General features: G+C 58.1%; 16 protein-coding genes. 9 read left to right on the top strand and 7 right to left on the bottom strand.

The window, feature by feature from the left end:
• Positions 1-101: 101 nt before the first annotated feature.
• Complete coding sequence (locus KWO_RS03020; RefSeq protein WP_010376131.1) at positions 102-1688, top strand: SDR family NAD(P)-dependent oxidoreductase; 1587 nt, start codon at positions 102-104, stop codon at positions 1686-1688.
• A gap of 344 nt (positions 1689-2032) precedes the next feature.
• On the opposite strand, the gene KWO_RS03015 is transcribed toward KWO_RS03020, so the two are convergent.
• The 3 genes from KWO_RS03015 to KWO_RS03000 form a co-directional block, all read right to left on the bottom strand.
• Positions 2033-2620, bottom strand: a complete 588-nt coding sequence (locus KWO_RS03015; protein ID WP_017114900.1) for a hypothetical protein — start codon at positions 2618-2620, stop codon at positions 2033-2035.
• Positions 2621-3061: 441 nt separating this feature from the next.
• Complete coding sequence (locus KWO_RS03005; RefSeq protein WP_017112932.1) at positions 3062-3373, bottom strand: hypothetical protein; 312 nt, start codon at positions 3371-3373, stop codon at positions 3062-3064.
• A gap of 61 nt (positions 3374-3434) precedes the next feature.
• A protein-coding gene (locus KWO_RS03000) for an IS3 family transposase (protein ID WP_100243780.1) occupies positions 3435-4537 on the bottom strand; the annotation gives its coding sequence in 2 pieces (ribosomal slippage) (positions 3435-4279 and positions 4279-4537; 1104 coding nt in all).
• A gap of 24 nt (positions 4538-4561) precedes the next feature.
• Here KWO_RS03000 and KWO_RS02995 point away from each other — a divergent pair.
• The 6 genes from KWO_RS02995 to KWO_RS02955 all read left to right on the top strand — a co-directional run bounded on the left by KWO_RS02995 (position 4562) and on the right by KWO_RS02955 (position 13037).
• Positions 4562-5670, top strand: a protein-coding gene (locus KWO_RS02995) for an IS3 family transposase (RefSeq protein ID WP_126709078.1) whose coding sequence is annotated in 2 segments (ribosomal slippage) — positions 4562-4823 and positions 4823-5670 — 1110 coding nt in all. Because the reading frame shifts where the segments join, the coding sequence is not laid out codon by codon here.
• A 111-nt stretch (positions 5671-5781) separates the two neighbouring features.
• Positions 5782-6105, top strand: a complete 324-nt coding sequence (locus tag KWO_RS02990; RefSeq protein ID WP_227479771.1) for a transposase — start codon at positions 5782-5784, stop codon at positions 6103-6105.
• Between the two features lie 1003 nt (positions 6106-7108).
• Positions 7109-9196, top strand: coding sequence for a type III secretion system effector XopAA (xopAA, locus tag KWO_RS02975; RefSeq protein ID WP_010379616.1), 2088 nt, complete (start codon positions 7109-7111; stop codon positions 9194-9196).
• Positions 9197-9505: 309 nt separating this feature from the next.
• Positions 9506-10650 (top strand): IS3 family transposase gene (locus tag KWO_RS02965; protein ID WP_113622264.1). Its coding sequence is split into 2 segments (ribosomal slippage): positions 9506-9743 and positions 9743-10650, totalling 1146 coding nucleotides; the frame shifts between segments, so codons are not numbered across the junction.
• Between the two features lie 318 nt (positions 10651-10968).
• The gene (locus KWO_RS02960; RefSeq protein ID WP_227479772.1) at positions 10969-12345 is read left to right on the top strand and encodes a hypothetical protein; all 1377 of its coding nucleotides are present in this window, start codon (positions 10969-10971) and stop codon (positions 12343-12345) included.
• Entirely contained in the window at positions 12342-13037 is a 696-nt protein-coding gene (locus tag KWO_RS02955) for a hypothetical protein (RefSeq protein ID WP_010379569.1), read from the top strand. The genes KWO_RS02960 and KWO_RS02955 overlap by 4 nt, the downstream gene beginning before the upstream one ends.
• A 66-nt stretch (positions 13038-13103) precedes the next feature.
• Here the strand turns inward: KWO_RS02955 and KWO_RS02950 are convergent, their stop codons facing one another.
• A complete protein-coding gene (locus KWO_RS02950; protein WP_017112664.1) occupies positions 13104-13793 on the bottom strand; it encodes a transposase in 690 nt (229 codons plus the stop codon).
• A 154-nt stretch (positions 13794-13947) separates the two neighbouring features.
• Between KWO_RS02950 and KWO_RS22400 the strand changes: the two genes are divergently transcribed.
• Both KWO_RS22400 and KWO_RS02935 read left to right on the top strand, forming a co-directional pair.
• Complete coding sequence (locus tag KWO_RS22400) at positions 13948-14160, top strand: hypothetical protein (protein WP_159102202.1); 213 nt, start codon at positions 13948-13950, stop codon at positions 14158-14160.
• Between the two features lie 132 nt (positions 14161-14292).
• Positions 14293-15507, top strand: coding sequence for an IS4 family transposase (locus KWO_RS02935; protein ID WP_010379565.1), 1215 nt, complete (start codon positions 14293-14295; stop codon positions 15505-15507).
• Between the two features lie 505 nt (positions 15508-16012).
• On the opposite strand, the gene KWO_RS02925 is transcribed toward KWO_RS02935, so the two are convergent.
• From KWO_RS02925 to KWO_RS02915, 3 genes are read right to left on the bottom strand one after another with little or no spacing between them, the layout of a single operon-like run.
• Entirely contained in the window at positions 16013-16978 is a 966-nt protein-coding gene (locus tag KWO_RS02925; protein ID WP_082320305.1) for an HNH endonuclease, read from the bottom strand.
• Between the two features lie 26 nt (positions 16979-17004).
• Complete coding sequence (locus tag KWO_RS02920; RefSeq protein WP_010379563.1) at positions 17005-17997, bottom strand: DNA cytosine methyltransferase; 993 nt, start codon at positions 17995-17997, stop codon at positions 17005-17007.
• A gap of 53 nt (positions 17998-18050) precedes the next feature.
• Positions 18051-19163, bottom strand: coding sequence for a DNA cytosine methyltransferase (locus KWO_RS02915; RefSeq protein WP_026113240.1), 1113 nt, complete (start codon positions 19161-19163; stop codon positions 18051-18053).
• Between the last annotated feature and the right edge of the window lie 180 nt (positions 19164-19343).

Below are 19343 nucleotides of genomic sequence, written 5' to 3'. Positions count from 1 at the left end.
ACGCAGTGGCGCACTCCCCGCCCGCGCAGCCGTCAGCGTTTTCCCCCGCTGGCCACCGGCCATCATTGCCTCCGCCGCCAGCCGCTCATTCCGGATCGACCTTGAACACCAACGCCCCGCCCTTGCCCGACGACGACCTGCCCCTGACCGACCGCCTGCGCGCGGCGCTGGATCTGCTGGAGGCCATCGAAGCCGACCGCAGCGTGCTGGACACACTGCCCGAAGCCGACCGCGTGCGGCTGCACCAGGTGGTCGCCAAGGTCTATCACCCCGAGCCGAAAGCACGGCGGCAGTTGCTCAAGCAGCGCGAGCGCGAGCGCCACCAGGAAAAGGTGCGCAAGGCCGAAGCACTGCTGGAACAACGCGGCATCCGCGCACTGCGACGCAAGCCGGTATTCAGCACGCCGAACTATTTCCCGCCGCATACTGCCGGCCTGCACGACGCGCATAACGGCGAGAGTGCCGCTGCCGCGCCCGAGCCCACGCATTCGCCCGAGTTGCGTCATTGCTATGTGTGCAAGCAGAAGTTCACCGAGCTGCATCATTTCTACGACCAGATGTGCCCGGCCTGTGCGGAGCTGAATTTCTTTAAGCGCACCGAGACCGCCGACCTGCGCGGGCGCATTGCCTTGCTGACCGGCGGGCGCGTCAAGATCGGGTACCAAGCGGGCTTGAAGTTGCTGCGTGCCGGCGCAGAGTTGATTGTCACCACGCGCTTCCCGCGCGATTCGGCTGCGCGCTATGCGCAGGAACCGGACTTCGCGCAATGGGGCCATCGTTTGCAGGTGTTCGGCCTGGACCTGCGCCACACCCCCAGCGTAGAAGCCTTCTGCAATGAACTGCTGGCCACGCGCGAGCGCCTGGATTTCATCATCAACAACGCCTGCCAGACCGTGCGCCGCCCGCCGCAGTTCTACACGCACATGATGGCCGGCGAAACCGCCGCATTGCACGAATTGCCGGAGACCGTGCGGAACCTTGTCGGTCATTACGAAGGCCTGCGCACTCCGGAGTTGCTCCGCGATGCTTCGGCCACTGCGTTGCCGGCAGTGCACGGACGTGGCATTGACAGTGCCGACGGCCTCACCCGCGCCGCGGAGCTGTCGCAGATCGCGCTGCTGGATGACGAACTGGTGGGCCAGCAGCATCTGTTCCCCGACGGCCGCCTGGATCAGGACCTGCAACAGGTCGATTTGCGCGGTCGTAATTCCTGGCGCCTGTTGATGGCAGAAGTGCCGTCGGTGGAGCTGTTGGAAACGCAGTTGATCAACGCCATCGCACCCTTCATCATCAACGCGCGGCTTAAGCCGCTGATGCTGCGCACGCCCGAGCGCGACAAGCACATCGTCAACGTCTCGGCGATGGAAGGCCAGTTCTATCGCAATTTCAAGACCACGCGTCACCCGCACACCAACATGGCCAAGGCTGCGTTGAACATGATGACGCGCACCTCGGCGGCCGATTACCAAAACGACGGCATCCATATGAACAGCGTGGACACCGGTTGGGTCACCGACGAAGATCCGGCAGAGATTGCCGCACTGAAGGTGCAGCAGGAACGCTTCCACCCACCGCTGGATATCGTCGACGGCGCCGCGCGCATCGTCGACCCGATCATCCACGGTTTCAACACCGGCGAGCATGTGTGGGGGCAGTTCTTGAAGGATTACGCGCCGACCGATTGGTGAGGCGCGAAGGCGGGTGCCTGGCGATCCTTACCGGCACGCGTATTCCTCACCACCAGCAAAAACAGTGTTCGGTTGACGCTGTCGGGCATCCGGCGCTGTTGGCGCGATGCGCAGTGACACAGACTGCACGTGCGTGCACGAAACGCGTCGACCACATCGTCAACACATCCAGTGCAGAGGTGGGAAACGGCATCAACGACTCGTCGTGCATGTAGTGCCACGCCTGTCGGCAGGGATGCCATTCCTGCTTTTTTTCCCGCGTGCTGCAACCGTGCAGCCAATGTCTAGTCGTTGGCCCGCACATCGTTCACTAGCCACATCCTGAGCGGATGCAACCCTGCAGACTATTTGCAGTCTTTGGAGACGGGCGCCACATCGACAGGCGTCACCTGCCCATCAGCAGCAACCCGCTTGACCGCCAAGGTGCAGACCGAGTTGCGAAAGTCCAGATCCAACGCAACCTCGTAATCGGCACCAGCCTCCGGAACAAAGGTGGACGCCAGCAACGGCCCGCATGTCCAACCGCTTTTGAAGCCCGGCGTGCTGGTCCAATGCGCCGGCGAACTGGCACCGGCTTCCACCACCACCGGCTTGCCAGCTTCGACCGCATATTCCTTGTAGAACGGCTTGGAACCGATCATCTTGCGCTCGTGCAGGTTGCGCGTGTTCTGGGTCTCCGGAATGCCGATCGCCTGGTTCTTCACCGACCCCATCAGCGAGCCGAACGCACTCCCCAACGAACCGGACGCACGCACCTTCTCGCCATACATGGCGGTACACACAGCGTCCTTGTACAACACGATTCCCACGCCGTTCTGACCAAACATCCGGATGCGCGCACCCGTGCCATCGATCTGCGCAGGCGCTTGTTCGGCAGCCAGTACGGGGGCGACACACGCAGCCGCCAAGGACACAACGAGCAAGCAAATCATCACGTTCAACACAGCCTCCACAGTTCCATCGAACCTTTTGGTTGGCGTGTACTAGCGGCAGGTTGCGTGAATTCTTAAACTCCGGTGCAAGTGCCACGCCCAAAGTGAGGCACATATCACCGAAGGCATCGCATCTGCCTGGCCGAGCGATACGCTTTTGCCCGCGATGTGGCCGCAACGCTCTGCATACTTCGACACATAAACCGGCCATGTTCGCACCGTCTCCAGACAGCCCTCGATGTTGAGCGGCATCTGACGATGTAAAGCGTGGATAGATGTGTTCCAAACAGCCGGGCGCGCCTGCAGTCGCATCTACGCAAGATGGAAGAAAGCTTCCTTCCAGCGGCAGAGCAGATGAACCCGCGCCTTGTGCAGTTTTTGCCGCGCGGTGCATGGCCGACTCACGCTGCAATCATCCTGGCAGGCGTCGCAGGCTCTGTGCTAGCGCCGATCCGCATCCTTGATGGCTTGCGCGCGCGCAAGCGTGTTGGTCAAGACCAAAACCTCCGGCAATTCGTGCCGAAAGGCATCTAGCTGCCCGGCTGGCACCACACCTTCGACGTTTGACTGGTCGAAGATCGGGCGGTCTTCCATGTAAAAGCCATCGCGGCCCTGCACGACGAAGTGGAAGCACGATTGCCACCGCGGATCGGGGCGACCGGACAGCTCCACAACGACCTTGCTGCTCGCTCGCCCGGTTTCGCCCGAGGTGACGGTCACGGTGCGTGCCGTAATCTGATTCCCGATATTCATGTTGGCAATAATCGCGGGTAGGCCGTCGCCGACGTCCCCCCGCCCTGAGTAGCGGCCGCGTTTAGAGTCCGGGGTTGATGATATCGGTGTTTGCCAGATGTTGGGCATAAGCGGACGGCGTCATGCCGCCAATTGCGTTCTTGGGTCGGTCCTCGTTGTATTCGCGTCGCCAGCGTTCGATCTCATTGCGTGCATGCAGCAGCGTTGGGAACCAGTGTTCGTTGAGGCATTCGTCGCGCAGCCGGCCGTTGAACGATTCGACGTAGGCGTTCTGGTTTGGTTTGCCCGGCTGGATGAGCCGTAGCTGCACACCCCGGTCATGCGCCCAGGCAACCATCGCTTTGCCGCAAAACTCCTTGCCGTTGTCGGTGCGGATCACCTGCGGCAGGCCGCGACTGTGTGCCAACCGATCCAGCACGCGCGCAACGCCGTGCCCGGAGATCGCGCGTTCCACCTCGATGGCGACCGCTTCGTGCGTTGCGTCGTCCACGATCACCAGACACTTGATCACTCGGCCGTCGGCGGAGCGGTCGAACACGAAGTCCATCGACCACACCTGGTTGGCCTGCGCTGGCCGCAGCAGCGGCTGACGCTCGCCAACCGGTACCTTCTTGCGCTTGCGGTGCCGCACTTGTAGCTGCTGCTCGCGATACAACCGCTCCACGCGCTTGTAGTTCACCAGGCGTCCTTCCTGTCGCAGCTTGAGATAGATCATCCCCACGCCGTAGCGGCGATGGCGATGCGCCAACGCAAGAATGCGCTCGCGCAGTTCGCCATTGCGGTCTTGGCGTGGGCAATAGCGCAGCGCGCTGGCGCTCATGCCAATCGCCGCCAAGGCACGACGCTCGCTAGCACCACGCCCGATCCACTCGCGCACCAGCGCACGACGCGCCGGTGCGCTCACCACTTTTTTCGCAACGCATCCTTGATCAGGTCATTCTCGAACAACTGCTCGGCCAGCAACCTCTTTAGCCGCGCGTTCTCGGCCTCAAGGTCCTTGAGCCGCTTGGCGTCGGGCACGCTCATGCCGCCGAACTTGCTGCGCCACAGATAGTACGAGGCCTCACTGAAGCCATGCCGCCGGCATAAGTCCTTGATCGCTATGCCCGCTTCGGCTTCGCGCAGGAAGCCGATGATCTGCTCTTCGGAAAAACGCTTCTTCACGTCCAATCTCCTTGGGGTAGGGAATTGGACTCCAAACTGAGGTGCTACTCAAAATTGGGGGGACGTCGGAAGCAGGTGGAGGGCGGCCGCCAGGTCAAGGATGTGTGCCGAGAGCTGGGTATTTCCGATGCGACGTATTACGTCTGGAAGTCCAAGTACGGTGGCATGGAGGCCGCTGATGTGCAGCGCCTTCGCGACCTGGAGACCGAGCACAGCAAGCTCAAGCGCATGTATGCCGAGCTCGCGATGGAAAACCATGCACTGAAGGATGTCATCGCAAAAAAGCTGTAGACCCGGCGCACAAGCGCCCGCTTCTTGCCTGGCTCGTCGAGCAGCATGGCTGGAGCGAGCGCCGGGCCTGTGCGGTCGTTGGCGTAGCGCGCTCGACAGCGCGCTATCGGCGTCGTCCCGATCGCGACGAGGAGGTCATTGCGCTGTTGTCCGAATTGGCCGAGCGCTTTCCCGAGCGTGGTTTTGGAAAGCTTTTTCAGATCATCCGCCGTCGCGGACATGTGTGGAATCATAAAAGGGTGTGGCGCGTGTACTGCCTGATGAAGCTCAATCAACGTCGCCGCAGCAGGCGCCGGGTCCCGACCCGTCATCCACAGCCGCTGGCATGCGGAGAGCGACCCAATGCTGGATGGTCAATCGACTTTATGTCCGATGCGCTGTGGGATGGTCGGCGCTTCCGTACGTTCAATGTCATCGACGACTTCAGCCGGGAAGCGTTGGCGATCGAAGTGGACTTGAATCTTCCGGCCGCCCGCGTCATGCGCACCTTGGAACCCATCGCAGCCTGGCGCGGCTACCCCGCCAAACTTCGCTTGGACAATGGCCCGGAGTTTGTCGCATTGGCCTTGGCCGAGTGGGCCGAGCGCAAGGGCATCGCCTTGGACTTCATCGAGCCGGGGCGTCCAATGCAAAACGGTTTTATCGAGCGCTTCAACGGCAGCTACCGGCGTGGCGTGCTGGACATGCATCTGTTCCGCACGCTCAGCGAGGTCCGCCAACAGACCGAACACTGGCTGGCCGACTATAACCAGCAGATCCCGCACGACAGCCTGGGCGGGCTAACGCCCGCCGAGTTCCGTGATCAACATCAACCGCAGACCTCTAATTTTGGCTGGCACTGAATTGCGGGGAGTCGACACACGGGTACGCTATGGGAAGGACGGTACAAAGCATGTCTTGTGGACAGTGCGGACGACGTCCTTCGCTGCTATCGCTACATTGAGCTCAATCCGGTGCGTGCTCGCCTGGCCGACAACCCGGCGGCGTATCGCTGGCCCAGTTGCCCAGCCAACCTAGGCCAGCGCAAGCACTCCGCGCTGGCACCGCATCCCTGTTGGTTTGCGCTTGGCAGCGACCTGATCGAGCGATCCAACGCCTACCGTGCCCTGCTCGATGAAGGCCTCTCCGACGAACTGCTCGCCAACATTCGTCTTCATCTACAGCAGCAGCGAGCCCTGGGCCACGACGCATTCCGCGCAATGGTCCAAGCCAAGACCCACCGCTTTGCAGGCGTCAGGCCCGCTCATCGGCCACGCAAACCGAACACCGCCGACTGATAAGTTTACCTACTCCATTTTCCGCCCCCCTTTTTTTTTCGCACAGGACAATTAACCGACTACTCAAGTAGTCAGCCAATTGACATACCCAGACATTAATCGGGCTTTGAAAGCTCCACACTGCCATTACAGTCGATCATGGAAATATATCGCTCTGTCCTAGCTTTAAAGTTGAGGGTCCAAAATCGAATTTCTTTTCCATACTTTCGGGATTCTTCTTCGAATACGACATCAGCTGCTGTAGCAGCTTTCCAACCTCGGATAGCTTGAGTGCTCGACATACGCAATTACAGCCTTCTTATGGGAATCAAAACTGGCTGCTGAACATTCCTGTGCCGAATCGCATGACGATAGGGAGAACGGTAGAGTTAGGAATAATAATCCCAATACCTTCACGGACGAAGACCTTGATAATGAACTGTTTGCTCACCCTCGAAGAGGATTCGATAGCTTGTTGCCCCAATAGCGGCATCAAGACCCTGCAGAAAGGTGGTAAGCCCTTCCTGAGGGAGCGGTCGCTTATCAGGATTAGCATCCTAGATGTCAGGATTCAAGGTAAAGCTTCCATCGAAAGACCCTCATGCTCAGCCTGTTGGGGAAGGTATGGGTCATCCTCCGCGTCAATGCCTTCGTCTTCCCAGCCAGGACTTCGGTGAAGCGAAGCGCTCCCCTGCAAACTTGCTTCTACAATCAATGCAGGAGATCGAACAAGAATACCAGGGCAACTGTCATGGCTTGGTCCCTGATTGGCATGGCGCGCTGATTTGTGAATCCGCGGCCGCTCCAGTCGAGACGTGGTCGCCTCTAGACGAGCGTAAGCAGATTTTTGGTGTAACCGGATTTTGGTTACAGCGGAGGGATCCGTCCCTCCAGCTGGATCGTAAAGCGGTTCAATGCGGCCTTCCAATCGCGGATCAGCTACGGGCGCGTCGCGATCGTCCGCGCGCGACGCCGATTCGCACGCGAGCGTGCTCGACGCCTTCTTCCTCGCAAGGACTCCATCATGAAAATCAACACAGTAAGCCCTGGCCCTAACGCGCATCCGCAAGACCCGGTTGCGGGCGACGGATCGTCACCCGCCGACCGCAGCATCGAGATCGATGCGGGACACGGCAGCGGCACTCTGGGGCCCAGGGACGGCACGCAAGCACGCGCGTGCCCGCAACCGGCTTCGGAAACCACGGTGCGCCTGGGGGACCTGTTGTCGATCTCCAGCCAGCGGCCTTCGAGGCCCGAAGTCATACCGGCCGTTGTGCCAGCCGGGGACGATGAAGGCGTCCCGGATTTGCGTCCGCAACCGACCCGTTCCGGGGCGAGCAAGCCGCGCGTGGCCAATCCCGGCGAAGCGAGGGACGTCGAGAGCGGTTTGCTCATGCGCGATTGCTCGTCGCGGATCGCCGCCTTCCTGGGCAACCTGTCGGTCGTCCAGGAGCTTCGGCAGTTCGATGACAGCGAGTTCGTGGACAAGCTGCGTAACGAGCTGGTCACAGAGCCCGGATGTCGAGAGCCAAAGACGCTGCTGGCCGCAATGGGCGAGAAGGTCAATGAACTGCGGTCGCACCTGGGCAAGCAGGCGTCGACGCCAGAGGAGACGGAGTTCCTGGCCGAGGCCCGGCGCTATCTCGAGCCGGTCATGGCCAGCTTCGAGACCGACATCCACACCTTGCAGCACGACGCGAGTGCCGCGAAGCGGATATACCAGGGAGCGCTGACGCTTCTGCTCTACCCCTTACCGCTCGCCACGCTGTTCACCCAGAAGACCGGTACCTACGCTGCGTTCAACATTGCTTCCTACACCTATACGGCGATACAGCTGGTCTCGCTTATGCGACGCCCGACAACGGACGCCAAGCTGTTCATGAAGCACGCCATCAATCGACACAGCCTCGTTTTCTTCATCTCGCTGATCTATGCCGTACCCACCTTCTACGCCAAGGCCGTGCCGTTGCAGCGTAACGCCGGATTCGTCGCCGGCGCGGCGGTGGCGCAAGGTGCAATGATGTTCGGCGTGCGGCTGGGGCAGGACCTCATGGACTCGGTGCGGCTGCGCTTCAACGGCGCATTCAACCGCAGGCGTGATCTTCCCGACGGCTTCAGGGAAGCCATTGAGGGAGTAGTGGGCGATCTGCGCGCGGGTCTGAGCAACGTCAATCGCTCCGTCGGCGAATTTCAGCAGGACCGGCGGATCACGCCGCACATGGATCGGCAGCTCACCTTCTTCAAACAGGACCTGTCCAGAATCGTGACGGGCCTTGAGCGGCTCGTAGCGACTGGGACGCAGCAGAAGAGCCCGCTCGCCGCAAGCGATGACCCACCAGGACCCCTAGAGGCCGTGCGCCGCACCCTGGAAGCATCGTTCGCAAACAACCCCGACCTGAAGGGAAAGCTCGCGCTGGCGACCGTAGCCTTCGCCGTCCTCGGGGCAAACATCGCCCTGATGCGCAACAACGGGCTGGCCCTACCTGACTTCATCGCCGATGCGGTCGTCTCGTCGACGTTCCTGCTCCGCGAAGCGCTAAGCCCGCATGTCACGCACGCGGGGATGAACGACAGCGTGAGCGACACGGTCGGCGGTATGACGATCGGACTGCCCTTCTCCGTAGCCGCTGTGATGAGCGGCTACATGGACGACCCCAGGGCCAACCCTGCAGGCTTCATCGCCGGGACCGTCAGCTACACGGCGGCCTACCTGCTCTTCGGCCGGGTGGCCGGCGACGTCCTGTCCAAGGGCCTCATGGCTACGAGCGGAGCGCTCGGCTGGGGCCAACAGCAGGCGATCCGAGTCGGCCGGAGCGCAATGGCCTTGGGTTTCGAACTGGTCGCCGGGCACGGTTCGCCGGCTGCAGCGGATGTGCACGACGTAGTCGGGGTCGAGATAGCGGGTGTGCCGCATGAGCCGCTTTGCTTCAGCCCCTCACAGCGGGCGTCCGCCGAACGCACCCTGGTCGGCACGCTTGAGCAGATCGGTGACGAGTGGTGCGACGCGCGCGACGAATGGGATGGCGAATCGGAGGGGACGGCGGGTAGGGACGACCCCTGGGTCGACGCACCGGCGGAGCTGCCCATGCAGCCAGCGCCTCAGTCGGAATAAACAGCCCTGCACGCGTATGGGTCGGGCGGGGATTCCTGAGCGGGAGGGTCGGTAGGGATTCGTGCAAGAAATCTTTACTAACAGCGATTTAGTTCATTTTTGGCTGTTTTTCATACGAACCCCTGCCGACCCTCATCGAGGTGAATAACGGGAGTCAGTTTGCCGGTAAGGTCATGGATCGCTGGGCGTACGAAAACGGTGTGGAGCTGGATTTCTCCCGCCGTGGCGTAAGCTCCCCTGCATAGCTGATACGCCCAGGCTTTTCTAGACATCTCAAGGCCATGGAAAATGGCTAATTCGGAGGTGTCCATGAGCAGCAAGCGGTATACGGATGAGTTCAAGATCGAAGCGGTCCGGCAAGTGACCGATCACAGGTTCAAGGCGGCAGAAGTCGCCGAGCTCCTGGTTGTCACCACGCACAGCCTGTACGCCTGGATGCGCAAGTTCGGCAAGCGCGGCATCGTGCAGCGCGCCGAGGTGGACCAGAGCGCCGAGGTTCGGCGCCTGAAGGCCGAGTTGCGCCGAGTGACCGAGGAGCGCGACATCCTAAAAAAGGCCGCCGCGTACTTTGCCAAGGGGTAAAGGCAAAGTACGCCTTCATGCAGACCCATCGCGGGGAATTTAGGCTGTGCGCGATGTGCCGGGTGTTGCGGGTGAACCGGGCCGGTGACTACGCTTGGCTAAAGTCGCCCAAGAGTGAGCGCGCCAAGGAAGACGAACGCCTGCTGGGGTTAATCAAGCACCAGTGGCTGGCCAGCGGCAGTGTCTATGGGCATCGCAAGATCACCAAGGATCTGCGCGATCTGGCGGAGCGCTGCAGTCGCCATCGGGTGCATCGGTTGATGCGTGCGGAAGGGTTAGGTGCGCAGGTGGACTATGGGCGCAAACCCCGCTTCCATTGCGGGACCGAGTACGTCGCCGCAGCCAACCTGCTTGATCGGCAGTTCGATGTCGCTGAGCCGGACACGGCCTGGGCGAGCGATTTCACCTTCATCCGCACGCATGAAGGCTGGATGTATCTGGCTGTGGTGATCGATCTGTTCTCCAGGCAGGTCGTCGGCTGGGCGATGCGCGATCGGGCCGATACCGAGTTGGTCGTGCAGGCCCTGCTATCGGCGGTATGGCGGCGCAAACCCAGATCGGGTTGCCTGATCCACTCGGACCAAGGATCGGTCTACACCAGCGATGACTGGCAGAGTTTCCTGGCATCCCATGGCTTGGTGTGCAGCATGAGTCGGCGCGGTAACTGCCATGACAACGCCCCGGTGGAGAGCTTCTTGGGCCTGCTCAAACGCGAGCGGATCAGGCGGCGGGTCTACCCCACCAAGGACGCCGCGCGCGCGAAGGTGTTCGACTACATCGAGATGTTCTACAACCCGCAACGCCGTCACGGTTTAACCGGCAACCTGTCCCCTGTAGAGTTTGAACGGCGCTACGCGCAACGAGGGTCTTGACTGTCTACGGAACCCTGGGCGTATCAGTTGCCAGAGTAGGGTATTGCTCTGATCGCAGCGATGGCGTATACCGCACCGATGGCGCCGCACGAGGCGGAACGCCATACACAGGAAGTGCCTCCAGGACGCAGCAATGCGGCCTGTTCATAAGGACTGTATGACGCACATAACGCGCCCACAGACCCGACGCTCTAACTTTCGTCGCACACGGAAGGGCTGTCCTTGCATGTCATCTTTCTGCCCATTCAAAGGAGGTCGATACCGTCTCGCCGCTTAAGATCAAGATCAGGACCGATCAACCAAAGGAAATGGATAAAAATGACTGCAATCAATCGTAGCCGTATCTCGCTTCTCGCTATGACAATAAGCGTGGCTGGGCCAGGTTTCGCACAACAGTGCGCATCAACGAGCGCACAACTGGCATTCAGTGAATTTCCGGTTGGAACTACCATTACCACGCAGTATCAAGGCAAAGGCTTCGATTTTCCTGCAAGTCCGGCAGTGCAAATTGTGTCCGATAGCTCTAATCCAACCTCACCTGTATTGTCTGGCACGCCCAAGTTCCAGGGCCCGATCGTTGCCGAACTGGTTGATCCCAGCAATCCTGCTACGAAGCTGACTGCAACCTCACTAAGCTTCCAAGCTGGATACTTCGATCAAGTAGCCTCCACCGTGGTCGAGTTTCGCGACATCAATGGTGCAGTTCTTAGCACAGCACGCAACCAGTCCACCGGGATTGTGACCTTTACTGCGCCCGCAGGCACGCACTCCTTCCAAATTGCGGACGCGGGCGGTGATCAAAATGGCTTTGCCATCGACAATCTGCAATTCAGCGCTCAAAGCGGCAGTGCATTGCGCATTTCAATTCCAACCAAAGATGCAGAGTTCCAGCTTGACCAGCAGAACCAGACACGGTCTGAGGATATTAGCTTCACTGCAGCAGGTAGCGCGGCAACCGGCACTGTGAACTGGACCGCCGAGCTGGAATACGACACATCCACACCTCGGTCAATGCCAGGCCTCACCAGCACTTTCACCACGAATGGCACTGCTACGCACAAGCTCTACTATCAGTCGCGGGGCGGACGCTTGAAGGTCGCAGCTTCGACCAGCGCAGCGCAAGCATGCCCGGTTGAGTATGTCTACATTTTGGGCAGTCAGATCCCGAATGACACGATCACCACGCGCCTGGTTTCGCTTTACACCGGTGGATCCACTCCGCGTCTTTACACAGGCATTGCAACCCAGGAAAGCAACTACCATCAGTTCACACAAATCACGAAGTATGGTCACGCAGGTCTATGGCCGACAGAAAGCTACGATGGCGGAAGCCATGTAGGGCTGATGCAAGTTGCAACCTCAGGCAGCACAATTACTGGCTCACAAGGCGTCTTTAACGCATGGAGTTGGATCGAAAATACAGCCTCTGCAGACAAGCTCTCTCGAGAGAAAATGCGTATAGCAGCGCGTCTTTACCTTCGCATGCGCACCGCAGCCCCGGGCATTCGCGAGCTAACCGGAGTGGAACTTGAGAGTATGGCTGTCACGCTCTACGGCCCTGGTGCCGCGTCGGGCCTGGAGAATCAGTATTATCGAGCCGTGAACACTGGTGGTTCCTGGAATTGGGTGGTCAACACCCAGAATAACCCGACGGGTGTGAATTACACAAATGAAGTGAGGTCGAAAATTCAATGAAGATGAACGTCTTGCTACTCGCACTCGTTATAGCTTCTTCCGCCCCACTCGTCGCTTGGAGCGCCGATCTTGGCCAACCCTTGACTTGGCAAGCATCCCAGGCCGCAAAGCTCAATCAAACACCGGACCTTGCTAGGGTCGCTGAGAGGCTTATCGTCCAATACGACCTTGATGGCGACACCGTGCAACCCACAGTTGGCGAAGCCAAGTTCATTGACCTGGATGGTGATGGGACCTTGGAGCTTGTTGCACTGGTTGACTACTCCGGCCGTCTGTTCTTCAACAATCTCGCCATCATTACAGCGCGAACAGGCAGTCCGGTCGTTACGATCTATCGAAGCAACGGGACAAACATGCATGATCTGGATCAGCGGATCATTTCTAAGCCAGGCTCACCAAAGAAGCTCTTGGTCGTAGACCGCTTCATTGATCGGTACGAGGGCTCGTTACCCAGTCCAAAGGAGCAGCGATTGCTCGAACTCAATTCGATTGGTTTGCAAGATGTAAGCAAACAGCATCGCGACTACTACTTGAAGCGCCTAGATATGCTTGAAAAACAGGCTGGAATGTCTGCAGGCGCCAGTGCCAAGAGCGCAAGCATTGCCAGTTCAACAAGTCCAACAGAGCGGGACGAAAATTTCGTGCTCAAGCAGGAATTGGAGCGCACCCGAATGCAGGCACTGGGTAAGTGATTAGAGGGGGCCCTGGCATATCTGCTGGGGCCCTTGAATTTGGAGGAACGGAGGCAATTAACCCACCTAGATCTTCCCGGCAGGCCGGCCGCGCGGGATGCACTTCGTTGGTCTGCCTAATGCAAGTTTCACCATTGCCTGGAAGCGCGGGTCGCCCAAGGCGCGCTCCTGCAGGAGGTGGAGGCGGATTGAATGTTCGTCCTCTCGGGCTAGACCCGCATGCAGCCATGTTGCATAGAAAGACACCCGCTCGGCTGCATCGCAGCCAAGATGCAGATAGACCTCGTGCGGCGTGATGAACTGGCTCTTTGCACGCCCCAAATGCGTGTGCACGCTCGACCAGCGGTACTCGGTTGGCAATGCCACCATGCGGGCGCGCACCGGATTGAGTTCGATGTGGCCCAAGACCGTGAGCACATACCGTTCTGTCTGCACCAAGCAGGACTTGAACCGCCCCTGCCACAGGGTTCCGCTGCGCCGGTGCCTGACGTTGAAGGCCTGCACATACGATTGGCCGCTGAGCCGCATCGCCGAAGACACCGCTCCAGCCTTATCGGCCGAGACCAGCAGGTGCACATGGTTGTCCATCAGCACAAACGCATGCACCCGCACAGCAAAGCGCTCGCAAGCCATCCGTAACAGCAGGCAGTAGTAATGCCGATCCTCATCGTCCAAGAAAATCGCGCACCGGTTCACGCCTCTCTGGACAACATGCATCGGAACGCCTGGCAGTTCTAGAGGTGGCTGACGCGGCATGGCCGGGCCTCCCGCTCAAGAAGGAAACCTTAGCCTGACGGCAGCGACACAGGCCCACTATCAGACATCGCCGCGCGGGGCTGTACGTCCGGTTCGCTTAATTACCTCCGTCCCCTTTTGCCCGCACTGACACCACATCCCTGTTGGCTTGCGCTTGGCAGCGGACCTGATCGAACGATCCAACGCCTACCGTACCCTGCTCGATGAAGCCCTCTCCGACGAACTGCTCACCAGCATTCGTCTTCATCTACAGCAGCAGCGAGCCCTGGGCCACGACGCCTTCCGCGCAATGGTCGAAGCCAAGACCCGCCGCTTTGCGGGCGTCAGGCCCGCGCATCGGCCACGCAAGCCGAACACCGCCGACTGATAAGTTAACCTGACCCTGAGATTTCCCCACATTTCTTCCTTCGAGATCAAGCACTTGGTGGGCCAGGCGGTGGAAGAAGGTGCGCGCATGGGGCACTCTTCAAGGTGACTAAGCCAGAGAAGAGTGCCGACCATGCGCGCCAGCGAAGTATTGCAGAAGTGCCTGTCTAACTCACTCTCCGGCATGCATGCGTTACGCCAACGCGCCTTGCTGCGCGCGGTTGAAGGGCTGTTGCACGGAGGTCGGCTGCCCCTGATCGACATTGCACGCGCGTGGCCTGGCGCGACGCGGGTACGTGCGCCCCTCAAGGCATGCGACCGCCTGCTGTGCAATCGCAGGTTGCAGGCCGAGCGATCCATGATCGAGCGGGACATGGCGCATTGGCTACTGCGCGGCGACCAGCCGGTGATCGTCATCGACTGGAGCGATTTGAAGCCGGACAAGTCATGGTGCCTGCTGCGCGCCGCCGTGCCGATCGGTGGACGCACACTCACCTTGCTGGACATGGTGGTTGCCGGGAAACAGCAGGGATCGCCCGGCGCAGAAAAACGCTTCTTGCAGCAGCTCAGGGCACTGATTCCAGACGATGTGCGTCCGATCCTGGTCACTGACGCCGGATTCCGCACGCCATGGTTTCGCGCGGTGTCGGCGATGGGCTGGGACTGGGTCGGACGTCTGCGCGGGCGCACGCAGGTCAAACCGCAAGACGTGCCCGATGATGCAGCGCAATGGGTCGATAGCCGTCGTCTGCATGCATTGGCGTCCAACCGTGCACGCGAATTGCCACCGATGCAGGCCAATCGCAGCGATCCACTCGATTGCCGTCTGGTGCTCTATGCCAAGACACCGCGGGGACGTCAGCAATGCAATCGACGCTCGCCAGCGAAGGTCTCGCGTGCATCCTCCAGCTTGAAAGCCGCAGCGCGTGAGCGCGAGCCGTGGTTGATCGTTGCATCCCCACAGTTACAAGCACCCAGCGCGAAACACTTGGTCAATCTGTACGCACGAAGGATGCAGATCGAGCTGGCATTTCGTGATCTGAAGTCACATCGCTACGGTCAGGGGATGGAAGACAGCCTGACCCGTCGCGGCGAGCGGTTGCAGATCCTGTTGTTGCTCAACACGCTGGCCACCTTCGCCAGTTGGCTGGCAGGACTGGGCTGCGAAGCCACCGGTATCGCCCAGTGGCTATCGCCACGCAGCAGTGCACGTAAGCTCTACTCGACACTGCGTGTCGGCCGCGAGGCGTTGGTCAGGTGCTGGCCGATGGAACCTGTCTCACGCTGGCTAGAACGCTTGCGCACATTGCCCGACGCAGTGCGCGAGCAGATGACGCTGGTGCTGTAAAACGTGGGGATACCTAAGAACCTGACCCCGTTATCCGCCCAGTTGCCCAGCCAACCTAGGCCAGCGCAAGCACTCCGCGCTAACACCACATCCCTGTTGGCTTGCGCTTGGCAGCGACCCGATCCAGCGATCCAACGCGTACCGTGCTCTGCTCAATGAAGCCCTCTCCGACGAACTGCTCGCCAGCATTCGTCTTCATCTACAGCAGCAGAGAGCCCTGGGCCACAACACCTTCCGCGCAATGGTCGAAGCCAAGACCAACCGCTTTGCAGGCGTCAGGCCAGCTCATCGGCCACGCAAACCTAACATCGCCGACTGATAAGTTAACCTGACCCCGTTATTTCAGTCGAACGGCTTCGCGCTTGAACTCGGCAGTGAATTGCTGACGCTTCTGCATCGAACACCTCCGTGCGACGATTGTTCTCGCTTTTTGGGTGTCCGAGATATCAGGGGTAGCCCAGAAATCGGGGATGGTCCAACCTGACCCCGTTATTCCAGATTCTTCCTAAGCTCGCCAATCCCGCACTCGCCGTGATAGCGCTAGGTTGCTTGGAGATGGGTAATCTCTTCTATCTGCCGGAAGCAGCATTATCTCCCTTAGATTCCCACGAAAGTGCTCAAGTCCACCCAAGAGATTGTGTTCGCCCAACCCTCTCAGTACAGCCTCGCTAACTTCAATCCCATACCCTTCGTTGATAGATATTATATTTTTATCATAGGCCCTATGATGCAGAACGCAGAGCGCAATGCCGTTCTCTGTACTGTCGGTGCTTTCATCAAATGTCACTGGCACAATATGAGCCGCTTCAACGAGCCTTAACTGCAGCCCACAGACCGCGCAAACATTGCCATACGCAGAAAGGACGCGCTTACTAAAATCATGCGCACGATAAGCCCTAACTATCTCCGTTACTATCTTTTTGCGCCCGTAAGTTAGCTCAGCCTCCTTTATCCCAATATTAGGCAAATTATTGAGAGCCTCAAGCTCTGCTACATTCCCATCGTGGATGCCTTCGATATGTTCTGCGTACTCGGCAATCAACTCGGGCCGAAATGCGGCAACGACTTCCCCGTTTCCTCGCGCTCCCACCGCAAATCCATTCCGGTAAGCGTTCCGAAGAACATCTTCACGAATTTGAGCGGAGGGCGAACCAGAATCTTGATTTTCGTGCTTGCGAATATCCCAGGCTGCAAATACCCCCATCTCATGCCAACCTAGAAGGAGAGTAGTAGCGTCTTCATGCCGAGCAGGAACTACTCTAGTAAACTGAATCCGGTATTCGTTTTCTGGCCGAGCCCGTCCACCTCCATGTGTGCAATTCCAGATATAAACACGGATGTCGCTTATCTCTCCGGACGGGCGACTGATACGGATTCCAAATGGTTTAGATTCATCATATACAGACACGCCGCACCCAGCTTGACTCAGCGACGCAACTAAAAGACTTAGCAATCCTTTTGCATTTAGCATAGCCACACCACCCTTCTCAACCGGGATTATTCAATTGAATTAAATATCGCCTTTCCAAATGCTTCCGCGACCAGCGGCGGCACTGCATTTCCAATTTGACGCCATTGCTTCTCTACATTCCCCGATAAAATATAATTATCCGGAAATGTCTGAAGCCGTTTAATTTCAGAAATTCTAAGAATTCGACTCCGCCAGTGAAATGGCCCCATATTGTTTGAACGTCTCGCCTGAATCGTCCAAGAAGGGAGATCTTTACTTAGCTTCAGTAAAAACGACCAATATCTTGATCGCCACTTGAATTGTGGCTCAACATGACCTCGCTCCTCTGTAAAAAACAAATAGTTCTCCCCAGGTGGAATCTGCAAGAGCAGATCATGATGTTTCCCACCCGCAAAATGCCCTTCAAAGCTCGCATTTTCCTCTGAATCCAGGTCATTAAGCACCTGCCCAGCAGTAACCCATGGAAGCATAAAACCATCAGGATTCTTGCTGTGGGTGGGAAGGGGAGGGCATGGGTCGCGCCCTTTAATCCCCATGACAATGCACCGTTCCCGAATTTGCGGAACTCCGTAATCAGCGGCATTGATTAAGCAAACTGAAGTTCTGTATCCGAGCTTATTCGCCGTATTAATTATATGATCAAGTGCTTCTTTATGAACACCATAGGCTAAACCCTTAACATTCTCAAGCAGAAACGCCTTTGGCCGTGATTCTTTTAAGATTCGAAGGTAGCCACCAACGGTCTCCTTAGCGACGGGATCGTCGAGTGCCCTAGGCTTTTCAGTGCGATAAAATCTACTTTTTGAGAAAGAAGGACAGGGAGGCCCCCCAACGAGCAGATCCACTTCACCAGGAGCCAAACCTGCGGCATCTAAAAGCTCTGCTGTAGAAAGCTCCCCGATACGACGGACAATAAAAGGGATGCCAGGGAAGTTTTCTGCAAAAGTTTCCTGACAGAGGCGTTCTGCATCAGTCGCAGCTTTGATATCAAAACCAGCAGCCTTGATACCAATATCCATACCTCCGCCACCGGAAAAAAGACTTATACAAGTCGGCCGCAAATATCCATTCTTCATTGATTCTTACCGAAAGTTTCCAAAACGCTCGCAACCATTGCTTTAGCAACAGGAACAGGGACCGCATTACCCATCTGCTTCACCCTATCTCTTCGCTTTCCCGCAATAACATAATCCGGCGGAAATCCTTGCAATGCAGCCAATTCCACAGTCCTAAGTCTCCGAGAGTCCCAGTGGAATGGGCCTATCCACGGACCTGGGTTTGCAGCGATCGTCCATGAAGGGCGATTTGGTGAAAGCTTAAGTAAGAAATTCCAGAACCTTGTCTCAGTGACGAACGTAGGATTAGGATGTCCTGCCCATGAAGTATGAGCCTTATAGTTCCATCCCGGAGGGACTTCGTGCAGATGTTGCGCCCAACGTCCTTCAACAATTTCCTCTGGCTCGAAAAATTCAGATCCACTGAACGGCTCCAGAGCTTCTCCGGCAGTCACCAAAGGCAACAAACCCAGCGTGGAATCCGCCGAATGCGTAATCGGAGGTGCAATCGGCCTGCTGGCCTTAGAGCCAAGGATTACGACGCGTTCGCGAGCCTGCGCAACACCATATTCGACGGCTTTGACCGTCAATTCGGTGATGAAATAACCTTGCTTTTTTGCGCTACGCACAAGAGCATCATATACAGCTTTGTTTCTTGGATGCTTAATGCTAGGCACATTCTCAAAGACAAATCCATCAGCATCGGATTCTCTGACAATCCGCCAATACTCCTTTACTAGATCTCTACGCGCATCTTTCTTTGCTACCTTCTTTGCCATTGGCTTTTCTGCCAATAAGCCATTGGCCCGAGCACGTCTATAGGCGGCTTCAGAGCCGTCGTCAGTCCAATATGCGGCTTTCGAAAACGGCTGACATGGTGGTCCACCGACCACAACCAGCACATCACCTTTCGAAAGTCGAGCCAGTTTAAGAACATCCTTCCCGGACAATATGGAGACATCGCCTTCTAAAACCTGCCCATGAATATCTGCGTTGGCGCGTAACGTATCGCATGCGACAGAATCCAATTCAACACTAGCCGCAACCTCGGCTCCTGCCTGGTATGCACCAATGCCTAATCCACCGGCTCCTGCAAATAGGTCAACAACCTTAACTTTTCTACTAATCATCGCTTTGAATCTCGGGAATCAACATCTGCTACCGATTCGACGTGGAAATTAAAGCGCAATTTCAGCGACGGCTCGTCTCATATCCTGCGAATGGCAAAATCTAAACGTAAGGCGCCCACTTGAGCAAACCCAAGTGAGCGCCTTTTTCCCGATCCTAGCGAAATTAGCCAAGAAATGCGA

It is taken from the genome of Xanthomonas vasicola pv. musacearum NCPPB 4379, assembly GCF_000277895.2.
Lineage (GTDB): Bacteria > Pseudomonadota > Gammaproteobacteria > Xanthomonadales > Xanthomonadaceae > Xanthomonas > Xanthomonas vasicola.
Note: the sequence above shows the minus strand (reverse complement) of the source record. Positions and strands in the feature narration are given on the sequence as shown.